This is a genomic window from Kitasatospora sp. NPDC008050, from assembly GCF_042957465.1.
Taxonomy (GTDB): Bacteria; Actinomycetota; Actinomycetes; order Streptomycetales; family Streptomycetaceae; genus Kitasatospora.
The window spans coordinates 38,900-61,021 of sequence record NZ_JBIBIJ010000001.1; the positions used below are offsets into that span (position 1 = coordinate 38,900).

Here is a 22,122-nt window from a genome sequence, read left to right on the forward strand (position 1 = left end):
CGGCCGCACCCCGGCGGCCGGCTCAGAGCCAGCCGCGCCGAGCGGCCTGAACGCCGGCCTGGAAGCGGGTGGTGGCGCCCAGCCTGGCCAGCAGGGCGGAGACCCGGCGCACGACGGTGCGGCGGCCCAGTCCCAGCCGTCTGGCGATGGCGTCGTCGGTGGCGCCACCGGCCATCAGGGTGAGGATCTGCCGGTCCCGGGCGTCGATCCCGGTGCCGATGCCCGCCGTCGACATGGGAACGGCGAGCCGCCACAGGCCGTCGAAGACGTTCGACAGGGCCCGGAAGAGGCTGGAGGGGCGGATCACCAGCGCGACCACGCCGCAGTGGTCGTCGGCGTCGAGCGTCACGACGGCCGACTCGCGGTCGCCGATGGCGAGTTTCATGGGCGGATCGTCCAAGGTCCGGGCCTGCTCGCCGGCTTCGATCATGCGCGCCAGGTTGGGGCCGGCGATCGGGTCGTCGAACGCGGTTCCGTGGTAGATGACCCGGTAGACGACCCCGGCGGCCATCCGCTCGCGCTGCAGCGCCTCCTGGTCGGGGTAGTAGTCGGGCGTGCCGGAGTACGGCGGCATGTCGATGACCCGCACCTCGTGGCGGGCGGACCGCTGGAGCTGCCGGACGGCCGCCAGGACGCGATCGGCGCCCTCGACGACCTCCAGCGCGCCGTAGTGGCCGGCGTCCCTGCGGGCGAAGCGGTAGAGCCGTTCCAGCTCCGCGCCGGCCTGCCGCAGGTTGGCCCGGCGGGCGGCGTCGCGTTCGAGCATCGCCCCGACGACCTGCGCGGGCGGCAGCGCGTCCCAGGCCCGGGACTGCGGGTCGACCGTCACCACGGCGTCGTCGGCCGCGAGTTCCTCCAGCGCCGCCCGGACGGCGGCCTCGCTCAGGCCCGCCCGCGCCGCCAGCTCGCCGGGCGACGCCCGTGGCAGGCCGATGAGCGAGCGGTAGACCCGCCCGTGGTCGGAGTCGGGATCGAACAGAGTGTCCACGTCACCCCCATTTGCCGTGTTCATGTCGAGCCTGTCGACAGCGGAAGCGTACCGCGCACATGGCGCACATGGGCCCATGGCTCATGTGCGCCGCGGTCCGCTCTGGCACTCGGCGCATCGGCACTGAGAGTGTCGACATCCGAACGCCCAGTGCCGAGCGGAAGAACAGAGAGGAAGCGACCTGTGACGTCAACCCCGGCCCCGAGCCACTCGGTGCCCTACCTGCGAGCGATAGCGGCGATCCTGATCACCTGTTGCATCGCCCTGGGGATCACGGCCTCCCCGTTCTCGACGGCCAAGGCCCACGCGGACAGCGGCTGCGCCGCCCAGCTCCAGTGCCTGTCGTTCAAGTCCCTGAGCAACGGACGCCAACTCGACGTGCAGAACGGGAACATGGATGACGGGGCCTACATCGTCACCAACTCGGCGCCCGGCTACCACGAGTCCTGGCACCTGAACGTCAACCCGTCGGACTCGTCCTTCAGCATCGTGAACAACGACACCGGCAAGTGCATCGACCTCGCCGTCCTGGTGCCGGCGCTGCGCCAGCAGAGCTGCGGGGGCCAGGCCAGCCAGAACTGGTACTTCCAGCCGGTCGCCGGGGCGACCGACGCCTTCATGATCCGCCACCAGGGCGACAACACCTGCCTCGACCTGCTGCTCGGCGCCCAGTACGACGATGCCTGGACCGACCAGTACGCCTGCAACGGCACGGCCAACCAGGAGTGGTCGACGGGTGCGCCGGAGGCGGCGTTGAACCTGGCCGTCGACCACGGCGCCAAGCAGTGCCAGCAGGACCCGTCCAGCTGCTCCTGGGCGGAGAAGAGCGAGGCGGCGGCGGCTCCGCTGCCGAAGCAGTGCGTCTCCTCGGTCTGGTTCAACAACACGAGCAGCACGGTCGCGCAGGTCTTCGGCGTCCAGCAGATGAGCGGCTGGTCCAACACCATCGGGGTCGACATGGGGACGCAGCTCACTGCGGGGACCCCGGCCAAGGTGGGCGTGCTGCAGGGCATGATCAAGGAGGACCTGACCGCCAGTCACATCTGGAACGGCTCGACCACGGTCAACAACAGCGTCACCGTGACCGTGCCGCAGCAGCAGTACGGGTGGGTGACGCTGTCGGAGCTGGCGAAGAAGGTGACCGGCACCTGGACCTTCGACGCGCGCGGCATCCCGTGGACGGCCGACGACACCATCACCGTGCCGCTCGCGGACGACCCCAGCGGCGGCGCCACGATCTATGTCGCGAACACCAGCCCGACGTTCACCTCGTGCTCCTGAGGATCGCTGGAGGAGCTAGAGGAGATGGTCGGCCTTGCCCGCCTTGATGTCGAGGATGAGGGCGCGCAGGGCCGAGAGGGAGTCGGTGAGGGGGTGATCCTCCTGGCCGGCCACGGCGATGTAGCCGTTGCCGTCGGCGTCGGTGCCGAGGCGGAAGCAGTTGCTGCAGTCCTGGCAGAACGGGTCTTCCCAAGTGATCTCAGGCATCGGGTCTCCCAAGGATGGCGTGTGGGGCAGCGCGGACGCGCTGCCCCTACTCGCTACAGGAGATGGTCGGCCTTGCCCGCCTTGATGTCCAGGATGAGGGTGCGGAGGGCGGAGAGGGAGTCGGTGATGGGGCTGTCCTCCTGGCCGACCACGGCGACGTAGCCGTTGCCGTCAGCATCGGTGCCGAGACGGAAGCAGTTGTTGCCCTCACCGCAGAACGGCTCTTCCCAAGTAATGTCAGACATTGTTTCCCCTAAAGTTTCTGAGCAATATCGTGTATGAAATCCCGCGACCGCTCGGCCGGCAGGGCCGCCAGAGCCATCCACTCCAGGTGTGCACGGTACTTGGCAAGTTGGGCTTCGGCATCCATGAACTCCGGCCCGTGCGCCGAATCAAGCTGCACTGTGTCCAGCCGAGGCACAGAGCCCTCCGCGTAGAGCAGGGCATGGCCCGCTCCGGGGAACGAACCGCACTCGACCGGCAGGACGCGGAGACTGACGCTCTCCCGCTCCGATTCGCTGCATAGATGCTCAAGCTGGGACTTCATCACCTGACGCCCGCCGAACTGCATCCGCAGCGCAGCCTCGTGCACGTATCCCACATACGAGAGCGGATCCGGTCGCCGGAGGACACGTTGGCGTGCCATACGGAGCTCCACTCGCAACTCGACCTCCAGCCGCGACAGCGGTGGTAGCACCGAAGCGAAGATGGCCCGAGCATAGTCCTCAGTGTGCAGGAGACCTGGCACATGAACGGTCTGCACCGTCTGCAAACGCACCGCATGCCATTCGAGCTCGGCGATGTCGAGCATGCCTGATGGCAACGTGCCCCGATACTCCTCCCACCACCCTCGGTTACGGTGGTCCGCCAGGGCGACGAGTGCTTCGACATAGGCAGGGTCAGCGCAGGCGTAGTTACTGGCCAACGTCCGCACGCGCTCAGGGCTGATCACCCTGACGCCTGACTCCATGTTGGAGATCTTCGTGCGATCCAGGCCGAGTAGCCCCGCCGCGTACTCAGTGCTCACGCCCGCAGCGATGCGGAGCTTTCGCAGCTCGGCACCGAGACGCTTCTGACGCTCAGTAGGAACAGGTCGGGTGGGCATGCGGTCCTCTCAGGCTGAGTCGAGGTCAGTCTGCCGCGCTCTGCCACCTGGATCCAACTCGTTCGTGGCAATTACTGGCGATCCAGTGGCACTTTGCCACTCCTCGCGCTAGCTTCAAGTAGCACGCAAGTCACATACGGCTATGACCGGAAGTGCACCGCGCGAGCATGCCCACCATCCCTGGAACAGGCATGCTCGCGCCCAGGGAGGCAAGCCACCGGCGCGGCCGCTTCACCATCGCTCAACCACCGCACACCCGCGAGGAGTCAGCCATGTCTGTTATCCCGCTCCCGGCCGCCGCCACCGCGCGTCCCCTCCCCTTCATCCCCGCCATCCCCACGCACTGGCGCTTCCCGGCCGACCTGGCGTCCGTGCCCCAGGCCCGGCGCGCGCTCGCTGCCGCGCTCCCCCTCCGCACCCCACCCCAACTCTCGTACGAGCTGCGCCTCCTGACCTCCGAGCTCGTCACCAATGCGATCCGCCACGGCGCCCGCGCCGACGAGGACGAACTCGTCGAGCTCATCTACTGGACCGCCGACGGCCACCACTGGCTCGCCGTCTCCGACCCCGGCCCGAACCAGCCCGTCCTCGTCTCCCCCAGCCCCAGAACCTGCGGCGGCCGCGGTCTGCTCCTCGTCGACTCGCTCAGCGACGTCTGGGCCGTCGTCCCCCGCCTCCCCCGCGGCAAGACCGTCGTCGCCGGCATCCGCCGGCACACCAACCCCTGACCGGACCGGGCCAACTCCGCCACTCAGACCGCGCCGGTGCGCTGCGCGAAGTCCCGCAGCCCCGGCAGCGCGGCCGGTCCGCGCAACAGACCCACCGTCAACGCCCGCAGCGCCGGACGGCGGACCTCCTCCGGCGCAGCGGGCAGCGGGCAGCGGGCAGCGGGCAGCGGGCAGCGGCGGCACCTACTCGCCGAGGGCGCCGTAGCGGGCGCCTTCCGTCACGCACCGCGCTCTCAGACAGGTGCACGGTCCGGGCATTGCCCGCCTTGGCGCGCCTCTCCCAGCAGACGGCGGGGGCCGGGGCCGTTGCGGCCGAGTTCATCGCCGGGGTTCGACAGGCGGCAGGTCCGCAATGACAGGCAGCCGCAGCCGATGCAGCCGTCGAGGTTGTCGCGCAACCGCTGGAGTTGCTCGATCTGGGTACTCAGTCGTTCGCGCCAAGTCGCCGACAGGCGTGCCCAGTCCGCTTTGGTGGGTGTGCGTTCCTGGGGCAGTGAGGCGAGCGCCGCACCGATCTCGGCGAGCGGGATGCCCAGGTTCTGCGAAGCTCTGACGAACGCCACCCTTCGCAGCGCATCACGCCGGTACCGGCGCGCGTTACCGGCCGTCCGGCGGCTGGAGATCAGGCCCTTGGCCTCGTAGAAGTGCAGGGCGGACACCGCGACGCCACTGCGAGCAGCGAGTTCCCCCACAGTGAGTTCCGCGACCGGGATGACCATGCGCGGAATCGTCCCATGCTCCGGCGCCTGACCTCAAGTTGGCTTGAGCTTCTTCCTTGGGGCCATGGGGGCCATGGGGCCAGGAACGTCACCGACGCCGACCCGGCCTGTTGCCGGACGCAGCGTCCGGGCCGCCTCGCGACCCTCGCGGACGACGGTTGACCTCAATCTCGGTTGAGGTTGAAGAATCCGTGGCGTCGGAGTCGTCGTCACCCGGACAGGAGAGTGATCAGCGTGCGGACAGTGCAGGCAGTGCGTTTCGGGGGCCCGGAGGTTCTGGTTCCGGGCGAGGCAGCAGAGCCGGTCGTCGGACCGGGACAGGTGATGGTCGAGGTGTCCGTTGCGGGCATCACGTTCGTCGAGACACAGATTCGCCGTGGCGTCGACCAGTGGCACGCCAAACCCGACCTGCCGTACGTGCCGGGCGGCATGGTCGCCGGCCGGGTGAGCGCGATCGGGGAGGGGACGGATCCGAGCTGGACCGGTCGGCTCGTTCTGGCGGACGCCGGGGCGACGGGTGCCTTCGCCGAGCGGGCGGCCGCCGATGCGGAGAGCCTGATCCCGGTACCCGAAGGGCTGGGCTTGCGCGAGGCCGCCGCCTTGCACACGGACGGCAGCACCGCGACAGGCCTGGTCGAGGGGGCCCGGATCGCCTCCGGGGAGTGGGTGCTGGTCGAGGCGGCGGCCGGCGGTGTCGGCAACCTGCTGGTCCAGTTGGCGCGGGCAGCCGGGGCCAGGGTCATCGGGATCGCCCGCGGAGCGCGGAAGCTCGACCTGATCCGCAGCCTGGGGGCCGAGGCCGCGGTCGACTACTCCGCACCGGACTGGACCGAGCAGGTCCTCCAGGCTACCGGCGGCGCGGGAGTCGACGTCGTGTTCGACGGTGTGGGCGGGGAGATCGGCCGGGCCGCGTTCGAGCTGACGGCCCGCCATGGCCGATTCTCCGTACACGGCGCCTCCAGCGGTCAGCTGACAGCGATCGAACCGGTGGAAGCGCGACGGCGCGGAGTCGAGGTGATCGGAATCGAGCAGCTGTACGGGTTCCGGTCGCGGATGCGCCCGTGGGCCGAACAGGTGATGGCGGAGGCGGTCGCGGGCCGGGTCCGGCCGATCATCGGACAGACCTTCCCGCTGGAGCGCGCCGCGGACGCACACGCTGCGATCGAGAGCCGAAGCACCCTGGGCAAGACCCTGCTCCTGATCTGACCACCCCCGCAGCAGGCGCGAGCGGGTGTTCGATCCGGTCCGTTGCCAACGACCTGGCTCGTCAGCACGTTTCACGGTGGTTCAGTGGTCCGTCGGGGTCCATGCGGCAAGCTCGTTGCCACCCGGCTCCCGGAAATGGAAGCGCCTGCCGCCGGGGAAGTCGAAGGCCTCGACCGTGACGGTACCGCCGGTCTGGAGCACCGCGAGACGCGTCGCCCCCAGGTCGTTCACCTGGATCACGGCGAGCGGCCCGGCCGGGGCCTCCGAGCGGTCCTGCTGGAAGCCGAGACCGACTCCGCCACCGCAGTCCACGTCGGTGTACTCCGGGCCGTAGGGTGTCGCCGCCCAGCCGAAAACGGATCCGAAGAACTCCGCGGATTCCGGAGCCGAGGTGGTGGGGAACTCGACCATCGTCAGAGGTTCATACCGTCGATCATAGGAACGACCGTTCACCGCAAGGACCGGCGGCCCGCCGCCGGACTGAGCCTCAGCCGATCCGCTCCGACAGCTCGACGACGATCCCCTCCGGACCGCGGACGTAGCACATCCGATAGTCCTTGTAGCGTTCCAGCCCACCGACGAGGTGTGCGCCGCGGGCTGCCAGGCCGGCCACGACGGCATCGATGTCCACGACGGCGAACGCGACATGGCGGATGCCCGGCGTGTTCGCCGGCGCACCGCCATCGCCTCCCGGGCCTTCCGGCGCGTGGTACTTCGTCAGTTCGAGCCGCCCGTGGCCGTCCGGCGTCTGCACGATCGCGAAGTCCGCCCTGACGCCTTCGAGCCCCACGACGCGCTCCACCCAGCCGCCCTCGACCGACCCCTCACGCTGCACCTCAAGCCCGAGCCCGACGAAGAACGCCGTCGCGGCCGAGAGATCCTCGACAACGATGCCCACGTGGTCCATCCGCTGGATTGTCATGCCACCGAGCATAGGGTCCGTCCACCGAGCTCCACCAGCGCCCCCACCAAACCCCCGACAGCACCGGCCTCCTCTCCCGCGACCCAGCCCACCGCAACAAGCGCCCCAGAAAGCCCTGTTGTCACACCGGCACCGCCGCCCGGCGTCAACCCGCCTACTGGTACGCCGGATACGTCAAGTACCCCGCGTCGCCACCCTGGTAGTACGTAGCCTCGCCCACCGGGGCGATACGATCTGCGCCTCCTGACCTCCGAGCTCGTCACCAACGCCATCCGCCACGGCGCCCGCGCCGACGAGGACGAACTCGTCGAGCTCATACTGGACCGCCGACGGCCACCACTGGCTCGCCGTCTCCGACCCCGGCCCGAACCAGCCCGTCCTCATCTCCCCCAGCCCCAGAGCCCGCGGCGGCCGCGGCCTGCTCCTCGTCGACTCACTCGGCGACGTCTGGGCCGTCGCCCCCCGCCTCCCCCGCGGCAAGACCGTCGTCGCCGGCCTCCGCCGGCACGGCGCCACCTGAAGCCTGCGCCGGCACGCAGCTCGGGAAACGTCGCATGCGCTTGTACAGCGGCAGACGCGCTTCCTGCGCCTGCTTGAGCCCGGACTGCTCCATGCGCCGCCAGCCAACCCACATGTCCTCTACGGTCCTCAGCGAGGCAATCAGGTCTTCGGTCTGGTCTTCCGCTCCGCACGCCTGGCACCACGCCCGGATGTCGTCGGCGGACGGGGGCGTTCGGGCGTTCATGATCCGGGACGACTTCGACGGATGCCAGCCGCAGAGACGGGCGATGCCGAGTCCGGTCAGCCCAGCATCCCGGCACAGCTCTGCGAGTCGATTCGCCAGAACTTGCCGGGCCTGCTGGGCACTTGAAGAGGGAGAAAGGGCCATGGTCGGGGATCAGCGAAGCCGGTACTCCTCGTGCTGAGTGGCTCGCTCCCACACCGCTTCGAACGCGGACCTCACCAGTCCCACCACGGCCGGCTCAGTGCGCCATGCACGGTCAACCACCTCGCCGACACCGGAGAAGTAGGTGAACAGCACTGACATTCCATCGAACAGCCACAGGTCGGTGCCAGGAAGCGCGATGTCGGCCGCCTTGCGTCGGGGAAGCCAACGAACCTGCTCGCCTGCGGCGACGTTCGGGAACGTCACGTCGTACTCGTACCGGATGTAGTCGGTGACGGGTTCGGAGACGATCCGGGCACGCCGCATCACGACACCGCGTGCCGTCGTGTCGGCGACCACGTCCAGGAACGGGCGCCACCACGACGACCGGTCAGCCGGATCGAGGCGCTTACCCTGCTGCCATGCGATGAACTCAGGGTCGCTGGGTTGGTAAGCGTCGCGCATCTCAAGATGCACGGCGGAACCCTTGGCCCCGGCAAGGCCATCAAGTACCGGGTTCGTCATCGGTCCTACTCACCGTCGGGCTTGGGGATGAACTGGAGCATGGTCTTGGGAAGCCTGATGATCGTCTCGTGGTCGGGCACGTCCGTGGAGTGGCCAGGGATCGAACCGATCTCCTGACACGCCTTCACCTCTTCTTCGCTGGCGCGATAGGACTGGATCAACAGGTCTCCAGTGTCCTCGTCCAACCAGATCGTCGGCGAGTCCGCGTCCGGAGTGTTCGGAATGATTCCGAGGAACTTGAGGGCCATGCTCACTCCCGCTGTCGAGTGGGTTGCACCGCTGTGCACGAGCCTCACGCTCACGAGTGCTCAGCGTCAGGAGGGCCATCCGGTTGGGCAGGGCGAGGCCGCCCAACCGGTAACTGGTGAAAAGGGGTCGTCATGTCAGGGCTCCTTCGTGGTCCGCCGTGCCCGTGCCTCGGACCTGGCAGCTACGCTGGAACCTCACATTGACGTCAGAGGCAAGCGTCTGTGACGCAGACCTCAGCGGGGAGGATTCGGTGCGGATCGGGGAACTCGCGTCGCGGGCCGGAGTCAGCGTCCGGTCCGTGCGCTACTACGAGGAGCAGGGGCTGCTCGCCAGCATCCGCAGCGCCAGCGGGCAGCGGCACTACACGGACAGCGACGTCGAACGGGTGGCGTTCATCCAGCGGTTGTACGCCGCAGGCCTGTCCAGCCGGACCATCATCGAGCTGCTGCCCTGCGTGGACGCACCCAGTGAGGAGCACTCCGCCCTCGCGCTGGAGCGGATGGCGGCGGAGCGCCGGCGGCTCACCGCGCACATCGCCGACATCACGCGGACCAGGGACACGCTCGACCGGCTGATGGCCACGGCCCGGGCCCACCAAGACCAGCAGGGCGAAGCCCGCGCCCACCCGTGCGGAGCCAAGTGACCGGCGACGTGTCGCCGGCCGTCTGGCGGGCCACCGGGCTGGCCTGGAGCGCGGGGACGGCGGCGCTGGAGTGGTCGACCCCTGGCGACGGCGCCCGGAGGGCGAGTGCGCTGAACCTCGGCGCCGGCCTCGCCTTCACCACCGGGGCCGACCGGCGCTGCACCGGACTGCGCCGCGCGGGGCGCCGCCACGACTGCCCGACCGCCTCGCCGCTCCCCCCGGCTTCCCGCAGCGCGCAGTGTCCGGCCTGCCAGACGGCCGACCGCGCCGACTCCATCGCCGCCGACACCCGGCTGCACGACCCGCGCCCGTTCGCGGTCTACCTCGCGCACCACGGCAGCACCGTCAAAGTCGGCATCACCGCCGTCGAGCGCGGCCAGGCCCGGCTGCTCGAACAGGGCGCGCTGGCCTCCGCGTTCATCTCCAGCGGCACCCTGATCGCCGCCCGCCGGGTGGAGAACCTGCTCGGCCAGGCCCTGGGCCTGCCCGACCGGGTGAGCACCTCCCGCAAACGAGCGGCCCGCGCCCACCCCGGCACCGCCGCCGAACGCCGCGCCGACCTGCTCGCCACCGTCGAACGCGTCAAGTCCCTGTCCTGGCCCGAGGGACAGACCCGCACCGAACCGCAGATCACCGACCACACCCCCGCCTACGGCCTGCCCGCCACCGGCCTGCGGCCGGTCGCCGCGATACTGCCGCCCGCCCCCGGCCAGGTGATCGCCGGGCAGATCGGCTGCCGGATCGGCACCGACCTCTACCTCCACACGTCCCCCGGCCTGGTGCTGCTGGACACCCGCCTGCTGGCCGGCTGGGCACTCGGCCGCGCCGAACCCGGCGCCACCCTCACCGCCCCTCTCGAACCCCTCACCACCCCCGGCAACCCGGACTCCCCGAACGACCAGGCCTCCCTCTTCTGAGCCTCCAGGGCAGGGCACGCCGGCGTCGTGGTCAGGTCGGTGCGGCCTGCCACAGCGGTGGTCCTTACGATCGGAGCCGGTTTCGACCCCTCCTGGCCAGAGGGATCACCGTGCGCATGCACCACCACGTCGCTGTGTCCTTGCGCTGGACAGTTGGAACGATCCAATGGCACTCTAGTGGCACGAGGGCGATATCTGACGGACCGTCATATCGCTTTCCAGCCAAGTAGGTCATGTCATCTGCACAGTCCCGGCGCCGCACGGCTGTCGTCCGGCGCTTCGTCGATCCGTTTCGATTGGACCGGTGTGTGAAGTGAACCTCAAGTATCCTCACCTGCAAGGTCGTTCATGGTTGGCGCCGGCCCGGAGCCGGCTCGCCGCGGCGGTGGGGGTGGTCGCGCTGCTGCTGGCCGTCATCACCGGCACGGCCGCCGGTACGGCCAGTGCGGCGCCCCTGGCGGCGCCGGCTGCCGCCGCCCCGCACGTGTCCCCCGGGTGGGTCTGTCCCGGCACGCCCATACCGGCGGGTTGGGTGCTCACCCAGCGCCAGCCGGCCGCGTGCAACCAGGCCGGCGCCTGGTACATGCAGCCCGTGCAGGACGGGATCTGGACCTGCGCCACCTCGCCGATCCCGCCCGGCTACGTGATCACCCAGCACAACGCCGTCGGCTGCAGCGGCATCGACTCCTGGTTCCTGCAAGTGGTCCGCGCTGCCCAGTGGACCTGCGCCACCTCGCCGATTCCCCCCGGCTACGTGAACACCGGCCACATGGACTCCGGTTGCGGCAACATCGGCTCGTGGTACATGCAAGTGGCCCGCGCCGGACTGTGGATGTGCCCCTACCAGCCCGTCCCGGCCGGCTTCCGCCAGGGTGCGCCCAACGCAAGCATGTGCAGCGGCCTCGGCGGCTGGTACCTGATCGCCGCCTGACCCGACCGGATCCGTCATAGGTCGCCATGGGTCGGAGGGCACCGCGCGGGACGCGGCGCCTTCCGACCCCACTCGGAATAAGCCGTCGCGACTCCGAAGTCGATCACCTACCATCCCACCCCATGGCCATGTTCGTGCACTTGACATCGGCGGCGAACGTGCCGCGCATCCGGCGGTCCGGGATCCGCGCGGTCAGCCATGGGCAGGGCGGCGCGCGTGGTGCGTACTGCTTCCCGGTGTTGGCGTCGTACACCCTGACCCATCAGTGGACCCGTGAGCTGGCGCGCTTCGGCAGCCAGGGCGGCGGGCTGGTGGGCGTGCAGGTGCGGCTGGACGACGAGCAGCGGGTGCTGGTCGGCCGGTACGGGGACCGGGTGCGTGAGGCCCAGGACGCCGTCCGCGCGGCAGAGGCGGTGCGGCGGATCGCGGCGCTGGAGGACCCGCGCGGGTGGGAGGTGTTCGTGCCCCGGGCGATCCGGCCCCGCGAGGTGCACCGGGTGCGCGCCGTCTCGCAGGTGACGGGGTGGCGGTACGTGCCGGATGCGCACGGCGTGCGCCCCTGCACCTGTTACGGCTGCCGGGTGCGCGGCGGCTACGGATCCCGGCGGCTGCTCGAACGGCTACCGCATCCGCTGGACGGCCCGCCACCACCGGTCCGGGTGCTGCTCGCCAGGATCGCAGCGGCGGGCGACCCCGGCGAACCGGCCGTGCTGCGCGAAGCGTTGCACTGGTTCGCCATGCGCCGGCGTGGCCCGCTCGCCCAACTGGCCCGCCTCGCCGCGCATCCCGACCCCGAGGTGCGGGAGGACCTGGTCTGGGCGGTCGGCCACTGGAGCACCCCCGGGGTGGCGGAGCTGCTGGCCGGCCTCGCCGGCGACCCGCACCCGGACGTCCGCGAGGCGGTGGCGACGATGGCCGGGGCCGAGATCGAGGTCGAGGCGACGGAGGCGGAGGCGGAGGCGGAGGCGGAGGGGGCTCCGGACGAGCTGACCACGGATTAGCTCGCGTCCCGCCTACCGGTCCCCGCGCCTCCTGGCCGAGTTCAGCCCATGCAGTTCAGCGACGTGTTCAACCTGCAGCCGATCCCCGGCCAGCCCGGCAGCTTCTTCATCTACAACCAGATCTTCCGGCTCATCCTCGGCTGAGCAGGGTGCTGCGGCTGCGCGCACTGACGGCGGACGACGCCGAGGCGGTGCAACGCATCTACAGCGGCCGCGCGGTGGCGGACATGTGGTTCGGCCAGATGACCGGCGACCAGGCCCGCACCTACGTTCGCGACGCCGTCACCTGCACCGGCACCGGCACCGGCACCGGCACCCAGCGCGTGTGCGGCATCGAGGTGGACGCGGACCTGCTCGGCATCGTCAGACTCCGCATCGGCCACGGCACCGGCCACGACACCGGCCACCTCAGCTACATCCTGCGCGAGGACAGCTGGGGAAACGGCTACGCCACCGCCGCCGTACGGCTGTTCCTCGCCGAGGACCGCACCGGCCGGGCAACCCCGCCTCCGGACGGGTCCTGACGAACGCCGGCTTCGTCAGGACCCGGCTGACCGGCGAACTCGCCCGCTACGAACGTCGCATCCGGACGCGCTAGTTGGAGCAGGTCAGGTCCTTGGCCGGGAGCCGGCCCGTGGTCAGATACGCCGTGGCGCTGGCGTCCGCACAGGACTTGGTGACGCCGAGGACGCCGTGCCCCTCGCCGCCGGCGACCGTGACCAGCCGGGCGCCGTGCAGGGCCCGGCGCATGCCCTGCGCCATGGCGAGCGGCGTCTGGGGGTCCCACCGGTTCTGCAGGATGAGCACGCTGTGGTCGTTGTTCACCACCGTGGTGGGCTCGCTGCCCGCCGCCTTCCAGAAGGCGCACGGCTGGATGTTGGATCCGGCATCGCCGTACAGCGGGTACCGGGCCTTGTCGCGGATCGCGTCGCGCCGGTACTGCTCCGGGTCGCGCGGCCAACTACCGGTGTCACCACAGAAGATGGCCCAGGCGGCGACACCGGCGTTGTCCGCGGGAACGCCACGGGTGAACGCGGGCGGACCGGGGTGCGGGGTCTGCTGGGTCGGGGTGGCCGGGGCGGGCTTTCCGCCCGCGGCGGCCGCCTTCAGCGCGGCGATCCAGGGGGTGACGGTCTCGACGTGGAAGAGCGCGTCGTACCCGAGGCGGAGGTCGTCACCGCTGAGCGGCGCCCCCTCGGTGGGGATGGGCGTCTGGTTGGCCTGGGCGACCAGATCCCAGAAGGTCGTGCGGACCTCGGCCGGGGTGGCACCCAGCCGGTAGGTGGCGTCGCGCTCGGCGGCCCATTCGGTCCACCTCGTGAACGCGGCCTCGGCCTCCTTCGCCCACCCCTGGAACGTGCCCCGCCAGACCTTCGTGGGGTCCACCGAGCTGTCCAGCACGACCCGGTCGGCCCGCTGCGGGAACATCTGCGTGTAGACGGCGCCGAGGTAGGTGCCGTAGGAGTACCCCAGGTAGGAGATCGTCTTCTCGCCCAGCACCGCCCGGATGACGTCCAGGTCGCGCGCGGTGTTGCGGGTGGTGATGAACGGCAGCGTGTCACCCTCCTTGGCCTGGCACTTGTCGGCCACCGTGCGGGCCCACGCCACATTGCTCGCGAAGGTCCGCTCCGCGTACGGGTGTTCCCAGTTCAGTTCGTCGTCGGTCAGCCCGCAGCCGAGCGGGGAGCTCTGCCCGATGCCCCGCGGATCGAACCCGATGAGGTCGTACTGCCTCTGCACCTCGGCGGGCAGCAACGAGCCGACGGACTGGGGCATGTCCAGGCCCGCACCGCCAGGGCCACCGGGGTTGATCAGCAGGGCGCCGTGGCGCTCCTTCGCGCTGCCCGCCTTGATCCGGGATATCGCGAGGCCGATCGTCCGGCCACCGGGATCGCCGTAATCCAGCGGCACCTTGAGCGTCGCGCACTGGAAGGTGGCGGGGCTCCCCGGGTCGCAGCGCTGCCAGCCGAGCTTCTGCTGCTCGTACTGCCGCAGCGGATCCCTGGTCGCGGCATCCTCGGAGGCGGCGAAGGCCGCCGCAGGGGTGAGCGCCGAGATCAGGGTGGCCACGACGCCGACAGCCCAGAGGGATGCCGCCCGCCCGTTTCGCACGACCATGCCAGTCCTTTACGGAGAAGAGGTGAGTTGATTGCCTCCAGCCTCTTATGCACGGCAGGATGCCGTGTCCGTCGCCGGTATGGGCCGTCCGTCCAACTTGCGGCGTATGAGCGAATGGTGACGTACCGCCTGAGGTCTAGGACCAGCCCTTGTGGTGGGTGCCCACGCTGCGCCAGAATGCTGGGCACGCTGGCATGATCACCGGGGCGCGGACCAGCGGCGCGCGCCCCTCGCCACCGAACGGGGACAGGCAGTTGGAGAGCACAGCCTTCGCGGAGCCGGAGCTAGAGCCGGAGCCGGCCTTCTGGTCAGGACTGCTGGGCAGGACGCCCGCGGACCTCCGTAGCGTCGACGGCCGGTGGGTCCTGCGCATCGGCGACTGGTCCACGGTGCTGGACGAGCAGAGCGAAGTCCGGCACCGGACCGGCTTCCTGCGCCACCGCATCCTGGTGAACCATCCCGACCAGGCCCCCTTCGTCCACCGCTACCGGCTCCCGTGGATGTCGCAGCTCTGTGCACCGATGTTCGAGGGCAGCTACGACCGCCTGTCCGCCGAGGCGGACGACCCAGGGCTGACCCTGATCGACCGCGTGGGCGGCACGGACGACTGGACGTGACCGATCCGCCGACGGGCCACCCGAGCCGAGGCAGCTGGGAGCCGGCGCGGCGGGAATGGACGCCCGTCATCCGGTCCGGCCGGCGGCTCCCGTTCGGTGTGGGCCCGAGAGGCAGTGGTCGAGGACGGCGGCCGGCTCGGATCGCGCCACCTTGACGGCGACGGCACGACCGCCGCGGGACCGGGCCAGATACACGGTGCCCATCCCGCCCGCGCCCAGTTCGCGCTCCACCGCATACGGTCCGATGCGCTCCAGGACCCCGCTACCCCCTGTCGGCTGCCCTCCGGGACATCCTTGTTCCCCACCCCGCAGGCTCCGGGAACAGGGGTCCGGCCCGCGATCCGTTCGTGGGCGCCCTGACATCGCGCTGACGCCGCACCGCCGTTCCGTCCCATGGCCAGATCGCCCGCGAGGACATCCGAGCGACTCCGGTCGGCGCTCGGGCCGTTGCCGGGAGAGCTTCGGAAACCTGCCGTGACCTGCGGGAATTGATGTGGCGTCAGCCCTCTGCGGCACTCACCCCGGCCGCCTGCGCAAGGGCTGGGGCGAGCGGCGGCGGCGCGCTCTGAGACAGTCCTCCGCTGCCAGGCCGAGAGAGACCATTCACACCAGCTAATGTCACGCAGTAGCCTGTGCTCGCTCAGTCACCACCGCGACATCCGGTTCGCAGGACGACAGCCGTCCCCGTCCGCGGACCGCTCGGCTCCACCCCAGGTGCACCCCGTCAACGTCCATCCAGGGAGACCGTCATGTCCGACACCACCACACAACCGAGCTTCGACCTCCAGGATTTCGACCTGGACCTCAGCAGCCTCACCGTCACCTCGCTGCGCGACACCGCCGCGCTGCCGGAGACCGGTGCGTCCCAGGGCGCGTGTTCCTGCGAGTCCTCGTCCTCCTGCGCCATCATCCCGCCGGTCGTGTCCCAGCCGCCTGCGGCGAGCTGACCACCCCGACCATCCAAGGCACCCAAGGCACACAAGGTCGATGACCCTCGCGGGCCGCACGGCACCTCGTGCGGCCCGCGCAGGGCGCCGCACGCGGCCCCACCGGGCCCGCAACGTCGACGGGACAGCACCGATGCCGCATTCCGCAGAGCCCGACGCCGCCAGCACCGCCACCGCTACCACCCCCGCCATCACCGCCATCACCGCCATCACCGCCACCACTACCACCCCCGCCATCACCGCCATCACCGCCACCGCTACCACCCCCGCCATCACCGCCATCACCGCCACCAGCACCGCCGACTACCGCGTGCAGTCGGCGACTTATGCGCTGGCGCGGGCCAACCCGGTGCGGCAGCCCGCCCAGACCCACCCCGCGGCCGCCTTCCGCGACCTGCTGGCCCGGCTGACCGCGGTGGTCTCCGAAACGGCGGTGCTGCAACCGGCGTTGGGCGACGCCCTGTACGCCAGCCGGGGCGGCCACCCGCAGGCGTTCCACCACGACACCGTCCTGCCGCTGCGCCGCGCGCTGCACAACGGGCGCGAACCACGCGCCGAACTGCTGGACCGCCTTGGCGACCTGCCCGACCGACTGCCGCAGCTCGCATCCTGGCTGAGGCTGCGAAAGCAACGGGCCTTGCTGCTCGACGAGTTGGCCACGTCGGCCGAAGCCGCGCTGGCTGCCGAGCGCGCGTCGCTGTCGGCGCTGTGCCGCGAACCCGCCCTGCTGCGTGCGGTCGCCCTCACCAGCTCCGACCTGCTGCGGGCGGTCACCCGGACGGGTTCGGGCGACGCCGTGTCCGACCGCAGGGCCCGCAAGGAGGAGCCGAACGTGCTCCGTTACGCGCTGCGCGCCGGCACGAGGACCAGCCCGCTGTCCTGGTTCACCGCCGTCGGCTGGGGCCTCCTCGCCGCGCCCGACCCCGGCCCCGAGCACGGCGGCCAATCCCCCGCATCCGCCCCCGAAACCGCATCCGAACCCACCCCCGCCCCCGCATCCGCATCCGCATCCGCATCCGCTTGGGGCGAGGCCGACCTGCTCGCCACCGAACCCGCCTCGACGGTCCAGGCCAGCCGGACCCTGGTGAGCGCGCTGTGCCAGGCCCTGCTGGACGATCCGCGCCGCCGCGCCGGGCTGCCGCACCGGATGGCCAGCACCGCGCGGATCGCCGAGGGCCAGGCCGGCTACTCCCGCGGCACCGTGGTGTTCGGCGGAGGCCGCTATCTGATCACCCGGGAGGAGGAGGTCCGGCTGCCGTCCGGCGGCCCGCTGGCGCTCCTCGACTCGCTCTGCGCAACCCCGTACCCGCTGCGGGAGTTGGCGGACCGGCTGAGCGGAGCGCCGGACCCCGGTGACCGCGAGCCGGGCAGGGCGGCGGCGACCAGGACCGCCGTGGGGGCGGCCGTCGGCTACCTGCGACGGCTCACCGACTCCGGCCTGCTGGTCCCCAGCGATCCGGTGGCCCCCCAGGACCCCGACCCGCTGGCGCAGATCGCCGCCTGGCTGCGCACCGCCCCCGAGGACGCCGGGCTCGCCGACCGCGTCGAGGCGATCGCCGAGCGCACCCGGGAGTTCGCCGCTGCCCCGGCCGGGCTGCGGCCGGCCCTGCTCGCCGACCTCGCCGACCGCTGGAGCGACCTGCTGGCCTGTGCGGGGCGGCCGGTCCCGGAGCACAGCGCACCGTTGAACGTCCTCGCCGAGGACGTGGTGGCGCGCCGTCCGCTGCGGCTGGGCGGCCTCCTCGGCCGCGCCGACCACGAGGCGCTGGGCGAAGTGACCGCCCTGGCCGAGCTCTTCGACACGGGCCTGGTGATGCGGCGGATCGCCCGCGACCGCTTCGTGGCCCGCTACGGGATCGGCGGGGTCTGCCGCCACCCGTGGGAGTTCGGCCCGGACATCGACGCCGCCTGGGCCGAGGCCGGCCGCCTGGCCACACTCCCCCCAGCGGACCAGCGCGAAGGCGCACACGAGCACGGGCACCAGCACAGGCACGAGCACGAGCACGCAGCCGAACTCCCCAGCGGCTACGCCGAACTGGCCGCACTGCGTCGCTCCCTGACCGACCGGATGCGGCAGTCCCACCCCGACGACGGTACGGCCGACCGCCGCGCCGACGACCCGGGCCGCGCCGACACCGATGTCGTCCTGCCCGCGGACCTGCTCCGGGACCTCGGCGGCCGCCTCCCGTCCTGGGTGGTCGCCCGCCCGGCCAGCTACTCGTTCTTCCTCCAGCGCGACCCCGCCGACGGCCTGCTCTGCGTCAACCACGCGTACGGCGGCTGGGGCCGGTTCACCAGCCGCTTCCTGGACGCGATGGAGCCTTCGGCCGCCGCGGAGGTCGCCCGGCAGATCCGGCGCGGGCTGCCGGAGCACGCGCGGGCCGCTCAGATCCGCCCGGTCGGCGGCTTCAACGCCAACCTGCACCCGCTGCTGGTGCCCGACGAGATCGGCCCGGACCGCCGCTGGTCCTCCCTCGCGGAGGCGGAGCTGGACCTCGTCCACGACCGGGACAGCGACCAGCTGCGCCTGCGGCTGCGGGCGACCGGCGAGTTGCTGGACGTCCTGTACGGCGGCTTCCTCGCCCCGGTCATGCTGCCGCAGCGGATCGCCCCCCTGCTCGCGGACCATCCGCAGGGCGGGGTCCGGTTGCGGTCCCTCGTGCCCCGGTACTCGCTGGCGGTTCCCGGCGGTGTGGTGTTCCGCACGCCCCGGCTGCGGCACCGTCACCTCGTGCTGCGTCGGCGCCGCTGGTACCTGCCGGCCGGCGTGCTCCAGGCGATGCGCGCCGAACTCGCCACCGACGGCGGGCTGCCGGTGGCCGCCACGGCCCGCTGGCGGACCCTGCTGGGCCTGCCCGAACAGCTCTTCCTGCGCCCGGACGCGGCCACGCCGCAGGGCCGGCCGGCCGAGGACCTGCTCACCTACCTGCGGCAGCGCAAACCGCAGTTCATCGACCTCGGCAACGCGCTGCACCTGCAGGTGCTCGCGCGGTGGCTGGCGCGCCACTCGGGCGGGGTCGTGCTGGAGGAGGCGCTGCCCGCGCCCGGCGGGCGCAGCCGCCCCTACCAGGCGGTGGAACTCGTCCTGGAGACCTACCGCGCGGAACGGCCCGGCTGACCGCCGGTAGCGGCAGTGCTGCTCCGGAACGCACCCTGGGCCGAGCCGGTGCCGGGGGCCGCTCACCCGCCCGGCACCGGCCCGGTCCCGCGGGCTCTCGCCCCGCCCGGTCAGCTGCCCGACGGCGCCGGGATCTCGCGGGTCAGCTGGGAGTGCCAGGGGCAGAAGGTGGAGTGCGGGAAGAGCGAGCCGCCCACCTGGTCCAGGTTGGCGTTGGCGAAGGCGATGTTCCCGTCGCAGGCCTCCATCGCCATGCTGAAGAAGGTGATCGAGTTCGGGTCGAGCGTGAAGTTCCAGGGCTGGTTGTAGGGGGCGGGGCTCTTCACGATCGTCCCCATGATGTGGGTCGGGTCGGTCTGCGCGCCGCTCAGGATATTCCGGGCCTCCTGGATCTTGGCCGGGTCGGTGAGCTGGATCACCATGGTGTCCGAGCTGTCGGTGAACTCGAAGTAGGCCGGCGCGGTGGCGTCCGCGGGGCGCACCGACGCGGTGGGCTGCGCCGCCTGGGCGGGCTGGGCCAACGCCACCGCGAGCATCGAAACCGCCGCGAGACTACCGACCTTGGTGAGGACACGTCGCATGTTGAGCACCTCCGGTGTCTGGCGGGCCGCGTCCACGACCCGTCCGCAACGAACCGTAATCGGGCGGCTAACGGAATGGTCTCTACTCTCCCAAAGCTGCCCCATTGGGCGGCCATGGACTCGTAAAGCCTGCCCCATAGGGATGTTTGACGGGCGATCGAAAGCAAGGGCCCCCGGCCCGACCTGCGAAGAGGTCGGGCCAGGGGCCCCGGGTGGGTCGGGAGTTCGAAGACGGGCGCTAGTCCTTGAACGTCCCGCCCTCGGCCACCAGCTGCTCCAGCCGGGCCGGCGGCGTGAACCGCTCACCATAGGCAGCGGCCAACTCCCGGGCCCGGGTGGCGAATCCCGCCGGGCCGCCCGGGTAGCCGTTGATGTACTGGAGCACCCCGCCGGTCCAGGCCGGGAAGCCGATGCCCAGGATCGAGCCGACGTTCGCGTCCGCGACCGAGCTCAGCACGGACTCCTCCAGGCAGCGCACCGAATCGATCGCCTCGGCGAAGAGCATCCGCTCCTTGAGGTCCTCGAACGGCACCTGCACCTGCGGGCGGGTGAAGTGCTCGCGCAGGCCGGGCCAGAGGCCGGTGCGGCGGCCGTCCGCGTCGTAGTCGTAGAAGCCGGCGCCACCGCTGCGGCCGGGGCGGCCGAACTCGTCCAGCATCCGGTCCATCACCGTGTCGGCAGGGTGCGGCTGCCACACCCCGCCCGCCTCCTCCACGGCCCGGCGGGCCTCGCCGCGGATCTTGCGCGGCAGGGTCAGGGTCAGCTCGTCCAGCAGCGAGAGCACCTTGGCGGGGTAGCCGGCCTGGGCGGCGGCCTGCTCGATGGAGGAGGGGTCGACGCCCTCGCCCAGCATCGCCACACCCTCGTTGATGAACTGGCCGATCACCCGGGAGGTGAAGAAGCCGCGCGAGTCGTTCACCACGATCGGGGTCTTGCCGATCCGGCGCACCAGGTCGAAGGCGCGGGCCACCGCCTCCTCGCCGGTCCGCTCGCCCTTGATGATCTCCACCAGCGGCATCTTGTCGACCGGCGAGAAGAAGTGCAGGCCGATGAAGTCGACGTCCCGGTCAACACCCTTGGCCAGCACGCTGATCGGCAGTGTGGAGGTGTTGGTGCAGAGCAGCGCGTCGCCCGCCACCACGCCCTGGATCTCCTGGAAGACCTGCTGCTTGAGCTCGACGTTCTCGAAGACCGCCTCGATCACCGCGTCGCAGTCGGCCAGGTCGGCGGCCGTGGCGGTCGGGGTGATCCGGGCCAGCAGTTCGGCGCGCTGCTCGGCGGTGCTGCGGCCGCGTGCCACGGCCTTGTCCAGCAGGCCGGCCGAGTAGGCCTTGCCGCGCTCGGCCGCCTCGATGCTGACATCCTTGAGCAGGACCTCGAGCCCGGCCTTGGCGCAGGAGTAGGCGATGCCCGCGCCCATCATGCCGGCGCCGAGCACCGCGACCTTGCGCACCGGCCGCTCGGGGATCGAAGCCGGGCGCGAGGAGCCGGAGTTGACGGCCTGCATGTCGAAGAAGAGGGCCTGGATCATGTTCTTGGCGGTCTGCCCGCTGACCAGCTCGGTGAAGTACCGGGCCTCGATGACGAAGGCGGTGTCCACGTCCACCTGGCTGCCCTCGACCGCGGCCGCCAGGATGTTGCGCGGGGCCGGGTAGGGGGCGCCGTTCAGCTGCTTGCGCAGGTTGGCGGGGTAGGCGGGCAGTTGGGCCGCCAGCGCCGGGGTGGCGGGGGTGCCGCCAGGGATCTTGTAGCCCTTGACGTCCCAGGGCTGCTCGGCGCTCTCGTGGGCGGCGATGAAGGCCCGCGCCTTGGACAGCAACTCATCCTTGTCGGACGCGAGTTCGTGCACCAGGCCGGCTTCCACGGCGGCTGCCGGACGGTACTGGCGGCCGGTCAGCAGCCACTTGAGCAACGCGTCCGCCAGCCCGAGCAGCCGCACGGTGCGGACCACCCCGCCGCCGCCCGGCAGCAGACCGAGCGTCACCTCGGGGAAACCGAGCTTGCTGCCCGGCGCGGTGAGCGCGATCCGGTGGTGGCAGGCCAGCGCCAGCTCCAGACCGCCGCCCAGCGCGCTGCCGTTGATCGCGGCGACCACCGGCTTGCCGAGGGTCTCCAGGGTCCGCAGGGCGCGCTTGAGCCGCAGCGAGCCCTCGAAGAACTCCCCGGCGCGCTCGGCGTCGACCGCCGAGAGCATCCGCAGGTCGCCGCCGGCGAAGAAGGTCTTCTTGGCGGAGGTGATGATCACGCCGCGCAGGCCCTCGAAGGCCGCCAGGCGGTCCACCGCGGCCTCGAAGTCCGCGGTGAAGGCGGCGTTCATGGTGTTGACGGACTGGTTGGGATCGTCCAGGACGAGGGTGACCACGCCCTCCTGATCCTGCTCCCAGCGGATAACGGTCAGCTCGCTCATGGGAATTGTCTCCAGGAATCCAGGAA

Annotated in this window: 23 protein-coding genes and 2 pseudogenes; 11 read left to right on the forward strand and 14 right to left on the reverse strand. The window is 71.2% G+C overall.

From position 1 onward, the window contains the following. Window positions 1–22: 22 nt before the first annotated feature. A complete protein-coding gene (locus ACFZB9_RS00180) occupies window positions 23–988 on the reverse strand; it encodes a LuxR C-terminal-related transcriptional regulator (protein ID WP_391442426.1) in 966 nt (321 codons plus the stop codon). A 183-nt stretch (window positions 989–1,171) separates the two neighbouring features. Between ACFZB9_RS00180 and ACFZB9_RS00185 the strand changes: the two genes are divergently transcribed. After that, window positions 1,172–2,269 carry an RICIN domain-containing protein gene (locus tag ACFZB9_RS00185; RefSeq protein ID WP_391442428.1) on the forward strand — a complete coding sequence of 366 codons (1,098 nt, stop codon included), beginning with the start codon at window positions 1,172–1,174 and terminating at the stop codon, window positions 2,267–2,269. Window positions 2,270–2,284: 15 nt separating this feature from the next. Here the strand turns inward: ACFZB9_RS00185 and ACFZB9_RS00190 are convergent, their stop codons facing one another. The 3 genes from ACFZB9_RS00190 to ACFZB9_RS00200 are packed head-to-tail and all read right to left on the reverse strand — an operon-like array spanning window position 2,285 to window position 3,581. After that, complete coding sequence (locus ACFZB9_RS00190; protein WP_391442429.1) at window positions 2,285–2,476, reverse strand: hypothetical protein; 192 nt, start codon at window positions 2,474–2,476, stop codon at window positions 2,285–2,287. Window positions 2,477–2,529: 53 nt separating this feature from the next. Next, a complete protein-coding gene (locus ACFZB9_RS00195; protein WP_391442430.1) occupies window positions 2,530–2,721 on the reverse strand; it encodes a hypothetical protein in 192 nt (63 codons plus the stop codon). An 8-nt stretch (window positions 2,722–2,729) separates the two neighbouring features. Beyond that, window positions 2,730–3,581, reverse strand: a complete 852-nt coding sequence (locus ACFZB9_RS00200) for a Scr1 family TA system antitoxin-like transcriptional regulator (protein WP_391442432.1) — start codon at window positions 3,579–3,581, stop codon at window positions 2,730–2,732. A 272-nt stretch (window positions 3,582–3,853) separates the two neighbouring features. On the opposite strand from ACFZB9_RS00200, the gene ACFZB9_RS00205 reads away from it, so the two are divergent. Beyond that, window positions 3,854–4,309, forward strand: coding sequence for an ATP-binding protein (locus ACFZB9_RS00205; RefSeq protein WP_391442434.1), 456 nt, complete (start codon window positions 3,854–3,856; stop codon window positions 4,307–4,309). 233 nt (window positions 4,310–4,542) lie between these two features. Here ACFZB9_RS00205 and soxR read toward each other — a convergent pair whose 3' ends face one another. Beyond that, the gene (gene soxR, locus ACFZB9_RS00210; protein WP_391442436.1) at window positions 4,543–5,028 is read right to left on the reverse strand and encodes a redox-sensitive transcriptional activator SoxR; all 486 of its coding nucleotides are present in this window, start codon (window positions 5,026–5,028) and stop codon (window positions 4,543–4,545) included. Window positions 5,029–5,280: 252 nt separating this feature from the next. Between soxR and ACFZB9_RS00215 the strand changes: the two genes are divergently transcribed. Next, window positions 5,281–6,234: a zinc-binding dehydrogenase gene (locus tag ACFZB9_RS00215; RefSeq protein WP_391442437.1), complete on the forward strand. Its 954-nt coding sequence runs from the start codon at window positions 5,281–5,283 to the stop codon at window positions 6,232–6,234. Window positions 6,235–6,315: 81 nt separating this feature from the next. Here ACFZB9_RS00215 and ACFZB9_RS00220 read toward each other — a convergent pair whose 3' ends face one another. The 5 genes and pseudogenes from ACFZB9_RS00220 to ACFZB9_RS00240 form a co-directional block, all read right to left on the reverse strand. Continuing rightward, entirely contained in the window at window positions 6,316–6,645 is a 330-nt protein-coding gene (locus ACFZB9_RS00220; protein WP_391442439.1) for a VOC family protein, read from the reverse strand. Between the two features lie 76 nt (window positions 6,646–6,721). Further along, window positions 6,722–7,156, reverse strand: a complete 435-nt coding sequence (locus ACFZB9_RS00225; RefSeq protein WP_391442440.1) for a VOC family protein — start codon at window positions 7,154–7,156, stop codon at window positions 6,722–6,724. A gap of 538 nt (window positions 7,157–7,694) precedes the next feature. Beyond that, a pseudogene (locus ACFZB9_RS00230) lies at window positions 7,695–8,045 on the reverse strand (helix-turn-helix domain-containing protein); the annotation flags it as partial. Between the two features lie 9 nt (window positions 8,046–8,054). Beyond that, entirely contained in the window at window positions 8,055–8,567 is a 513-nt protein-coding gene (locus ACFZB9_RS00235; RefSeq protein WP_391442442.1) for a DUF6879 family protein, read from the reverse strand. A 5-nt stretch (window positions 8,568–8,572) separates the two neighbouring features. Beyond that, window positions 8,573–8,815, reverse strand: coding sequence for a hypothetical protein (locus ACFZB9_RS00240; protein WP_391442444.1), 243 nt, complete (start codon window positions 8,813–8,815; stop codon window positions 8,573–8,575). A gap of 251 nt (window positions 8,816–9,066) precedes the next feature. On the opposite strand from ACFZB9_RS00240, the gene ACFZB9_RS00245 reads away from it, so the two are divergent. The 5 genes from ACFZB9_RS00245 (at window position 9,067) to ACFZB9_RS00265 (ending at window position 12,832) form a co-directional block, all read left to right on the forward strand. After that, the gene (locus tag ACFZB9_RS00245) at window positions 9,067–9,459 is read left to right on the forward strand and encodes a MerR family transcriptional regulator (RefSeq protein ID WP_391442446.1); all 393 of its coding nucleotides are present in this window, start codon (window positions 9,067–9,069) and stop codon (window positions 9,457–9,459) included. After that, window positions 9,456–10,376, forward strand: a complete 921-nt coding sequence (locus ACFZB9_RS00250; RefSeq protein WP_391442447.1) for a DUF2797 domain-containing protein — start codon at window positions 9,456–9,458, stop codon at window positions 10,374–10,376. Before ACFZB9_RS00245 ends, ACFZB9_RS00250 begins: the two co-directional genes overlap by 4 nt. 352 nt (window positions 10,377–10,728) lie before the next feature. Beyond that, a complete protein-coding gene (locus tag ACFZB9_RS00255; RefSeq protein ID WP_391442448.1) occupies window positions 10,729–11,307 on the forward strand; it encodes a hypothetical protein in 579 nt (192 codons plus the stop codon). A gap of 122 nt (window positions 11,308–11,429) precedes the next feature. Further along, complete coding sequence (locus tag ACFZB9_RS00260; RefSeq protein ID WP_391442450.1) at window positions 11,430–12,308, forward strand: HEAT repeat domain-containing protein; 879 nt, start codon at window positions 11,430–11,432, stop codon at window positions 12,306–12,308. Window positions 12,309–12,457: 149 nt separating this feature from the next. Continuing rightward, window positions 12,458–12,832 (forward strand): GNAT family N-acetyltransferase, encoded by a 375-nt coding sequence (locus ACFZB9_RS00265; RefSeq protein ID WP_391442451.1) that lies wholly within the window; start codon window positions 12,458–12,460, stop codon window positions 12,830–12,832. A 70-nt stretch (window positions 12,833–12,902) separates the two neighbouring features. On the opposite strand, the gene ACFZB9_RS00270 is transcribed toward ACFZB9_RS00265, so the two are convergent. Next, window positions 12,903–14,426 carry an alpha/beta hydrolase gene (locus ACFZB9_RS00270; RefSeq protein WP_391442453.1) on the reverse strand — a complete coding sequence of 508 codons (1,524 nt, stop codon included), beginning with the start codon at window positions 14,424–14,426 and terminating at the stop codon, window positions 12,903–12,905. Between the two features lie 254 nt (window positions 14,427–14,680). Between ACFZB9_RS00270 and ACFZB9_RS00275 the strand changes: the two genes are divergently transcribed. Then, on the forward strand, window positions 14,681–15,043 hold the full coding sequence (locus ACFZB9_RS00275; protein ID WP_391442454.1) for a hypothetical protein: 363 nt from the start codon (window positions 14,681–14,683) through the stop codon (window positions 15,041–15,043). A 126-nt stretch (window positions 15,044–15,169) separates the two neighbouring features. On the opposite strand, the pseudogene ACFZB9_RS00280 reads toward ACFZB9_RS00275, so the two are convergent. Beyond that, window positions 15,170–15,298, reverse strand: a pseudogene (locus tag ACFZB9_RS00280) (serine/threonine protein kinase); the annotation flags it as partial. A 494-nt stretch (window positions 15,299–15,792) separates the two neighbouring features. On the opposite strand from ACFZB9_RS00280, the gene ACFZB9_RS00285 reads away from it, so the two are divergent. Then, on the forward strand, window positions 15,793–15,990 hold the full coding sequence (locus tag ACFZB9_RS00285; protein WP_391442455.1) for a thiazolylpeptide-type bacteriocin: 198 nt from the start codon (window positions 15,793–15,795) through the stop codon (window positions 15,988–15,990). A 133-nt stretch (window positions 15,991–16,123) separates the two neighbouring features. Beyond that, the gene (locus ACFZB9_RS00290) at window positions 16,124–19,108 is read left to right on the forward strand and encodes a lantibiotic dehydratase (protein WP_391442456.1); all 2,985 of its coding nucleotides are present in this window, start codon (window positions 16,124–16,126) and stop codon (window positions 19,106–19,108) included. 110 nt (window positions 19,109–19,218) lie between these two features. On the opposite strand, the gene ACFZB9_RS00295 is transcribed toward ACFZB9_RS00290, so the two are convergent. Both ACFZB9_RS00295 and ACFZB9_RS00300 read right to left on the reverse strand, forming a co-directional pair. Further along, window positions 19,219–19,689: a calmodulin-binding protein gene (locus tag ACFZB9_RS00295; protein ID WP_391442457.1), complete on the reverse strand. Its 471-nt coding sequence runs from the start codon at window positions 19,687–19,689 to the stop codon at window positions 19,219–19,221. A 238-nt stretch (window positions 19,690–19,927) separates the two neighbouring features. After that, window positions 19,928–22,096 (reverse strand): 3-hydroxyacyl-CoA dehydrogenase NAD-binding domain-containing protein, encoded by a 2,169-nt coding sequence (locus ACFZB9_RS00300; RefSeq protein ID WP_391442458.1) that lies wholly within the window; start codon window positions 22,094–22,096, stop codon window positions 19,928–19,930. Window positions 22,097–22,122 lie beyond the last annotated feature (26 nt).

Excerpts from the sequence above, each read along its gene's own strand:
- ACFZB9_RS00190 (WP_391442429.1), bottom strand. The coding sequence starts at position 2,476 with ATGCCTGAGATCACTTGGGAAGACCCGTTCTGCCAGGACTGCAGCAAC.
- ACFZB9_RS00195 (WP_391442430.1), bottom strand. The coding sequence starts at position 2,721 with ATGTCTGACATTACTTGGGAAGAGCCGTTCTGCGGTGAGGGCAACAAC.
- ACFZB9_RS00200 (WP_391442432.1), bottom strand. The coding sequence starts at position 3,581 with ATGCCCACCCGACCTGTTCCTACTGAGCGTCAGAAGCGTCTCGGTGCC.
- ACFZB9_RS00205 (WP_391442434.1), top strand. The coding sequence starts at position 3,854 with ATGTCTGTTATCCCGCTCCCGGCCGCCGCCACCGCGCGTCCCCTCCCC.
- soxR (WP_391442436.1), bottom strand. The coding sequence starts at position 5,028 with ATGGTCATCCCGGTCGCGGAACTCACTGTGGGGGAACTCGCTGCTCGC.
- ACFZB9_RS00220 (WP_391442439.1), bottom strand. The coding sequence starts at position 6,645 with ATGGTCGAGTTCCCCACCACCTCGGCTCCGGAATCCGCGGAGTTCTTC.
- ACFZB9_RS00225 (WP_391442440.1), bottom strand. The coding sequence starts at position 7,156 with ATGACAATCCAGCGGATGGACCACGTGGGCATCGTTGTCGAGGATCTC.
- ACFZB9_RS00235 (WP_391442442.1), bottom strand. The coding sequence starts at position 8,567 with ATGACGAACCCGGTACTTGATGGCCTTGCCGGGGCCAAGGGTTCCGCC.
- ACFZB9_RS00240 (WP_391442444.1), bottom strand. The coding sequence starts at position 8,815 with ATGGCCCTCAAGTTCCTCGGAATCATTCCGAACACTCCGGACGCGGAC.
- ACFZB9_RS00260 (WP_391442450.1), top strand. The coding sequence starts at position 11,430 with ATGGCCATGTTCGTGCACTTGACATCGGCGGCGAACGTGCCGCGCATC.
- ACFZB9_RS00270 (WP_391442453.1), bottom strand. The coding sequence starts at position 14,426 with ATGGTCGTGCGAAACGGGCGGGCGGCATCCCTCTGGGCTGTCGGCGTC.
- ACFZB9_RS00285 (WP_391442455.1), top strand. The coding sequence starts at position 15,793 with ATGTCCGACACCACCACACAACCGAGCTTCGACCTCCAGGATTTCGAC.
- ACFZB9_RS00290 (WP_391442456.1), top strand. The coding sequence starts at position 16,124 with ATGCCGCATTCCGCAGAGCCCGACGCCGCCAGCACCGCCACCGCTACC.
- ACFZB9_RS00295 (WP_391442457.1), bottom strand. The coding sequence starts at position 19,689 with ATGCGACGTGTCCTCACCAAGGTCGGTAGTCTCGCGGCGGTTTCGATG.
- ACFZB9_RS00300 (WP_391442458.1), bottom strand. The coding sequence starts at position 22,096 with ATGAGCGAGCTGACCGTTATCCGCTGGGAGCAGGATCAGGAGGGCGTG.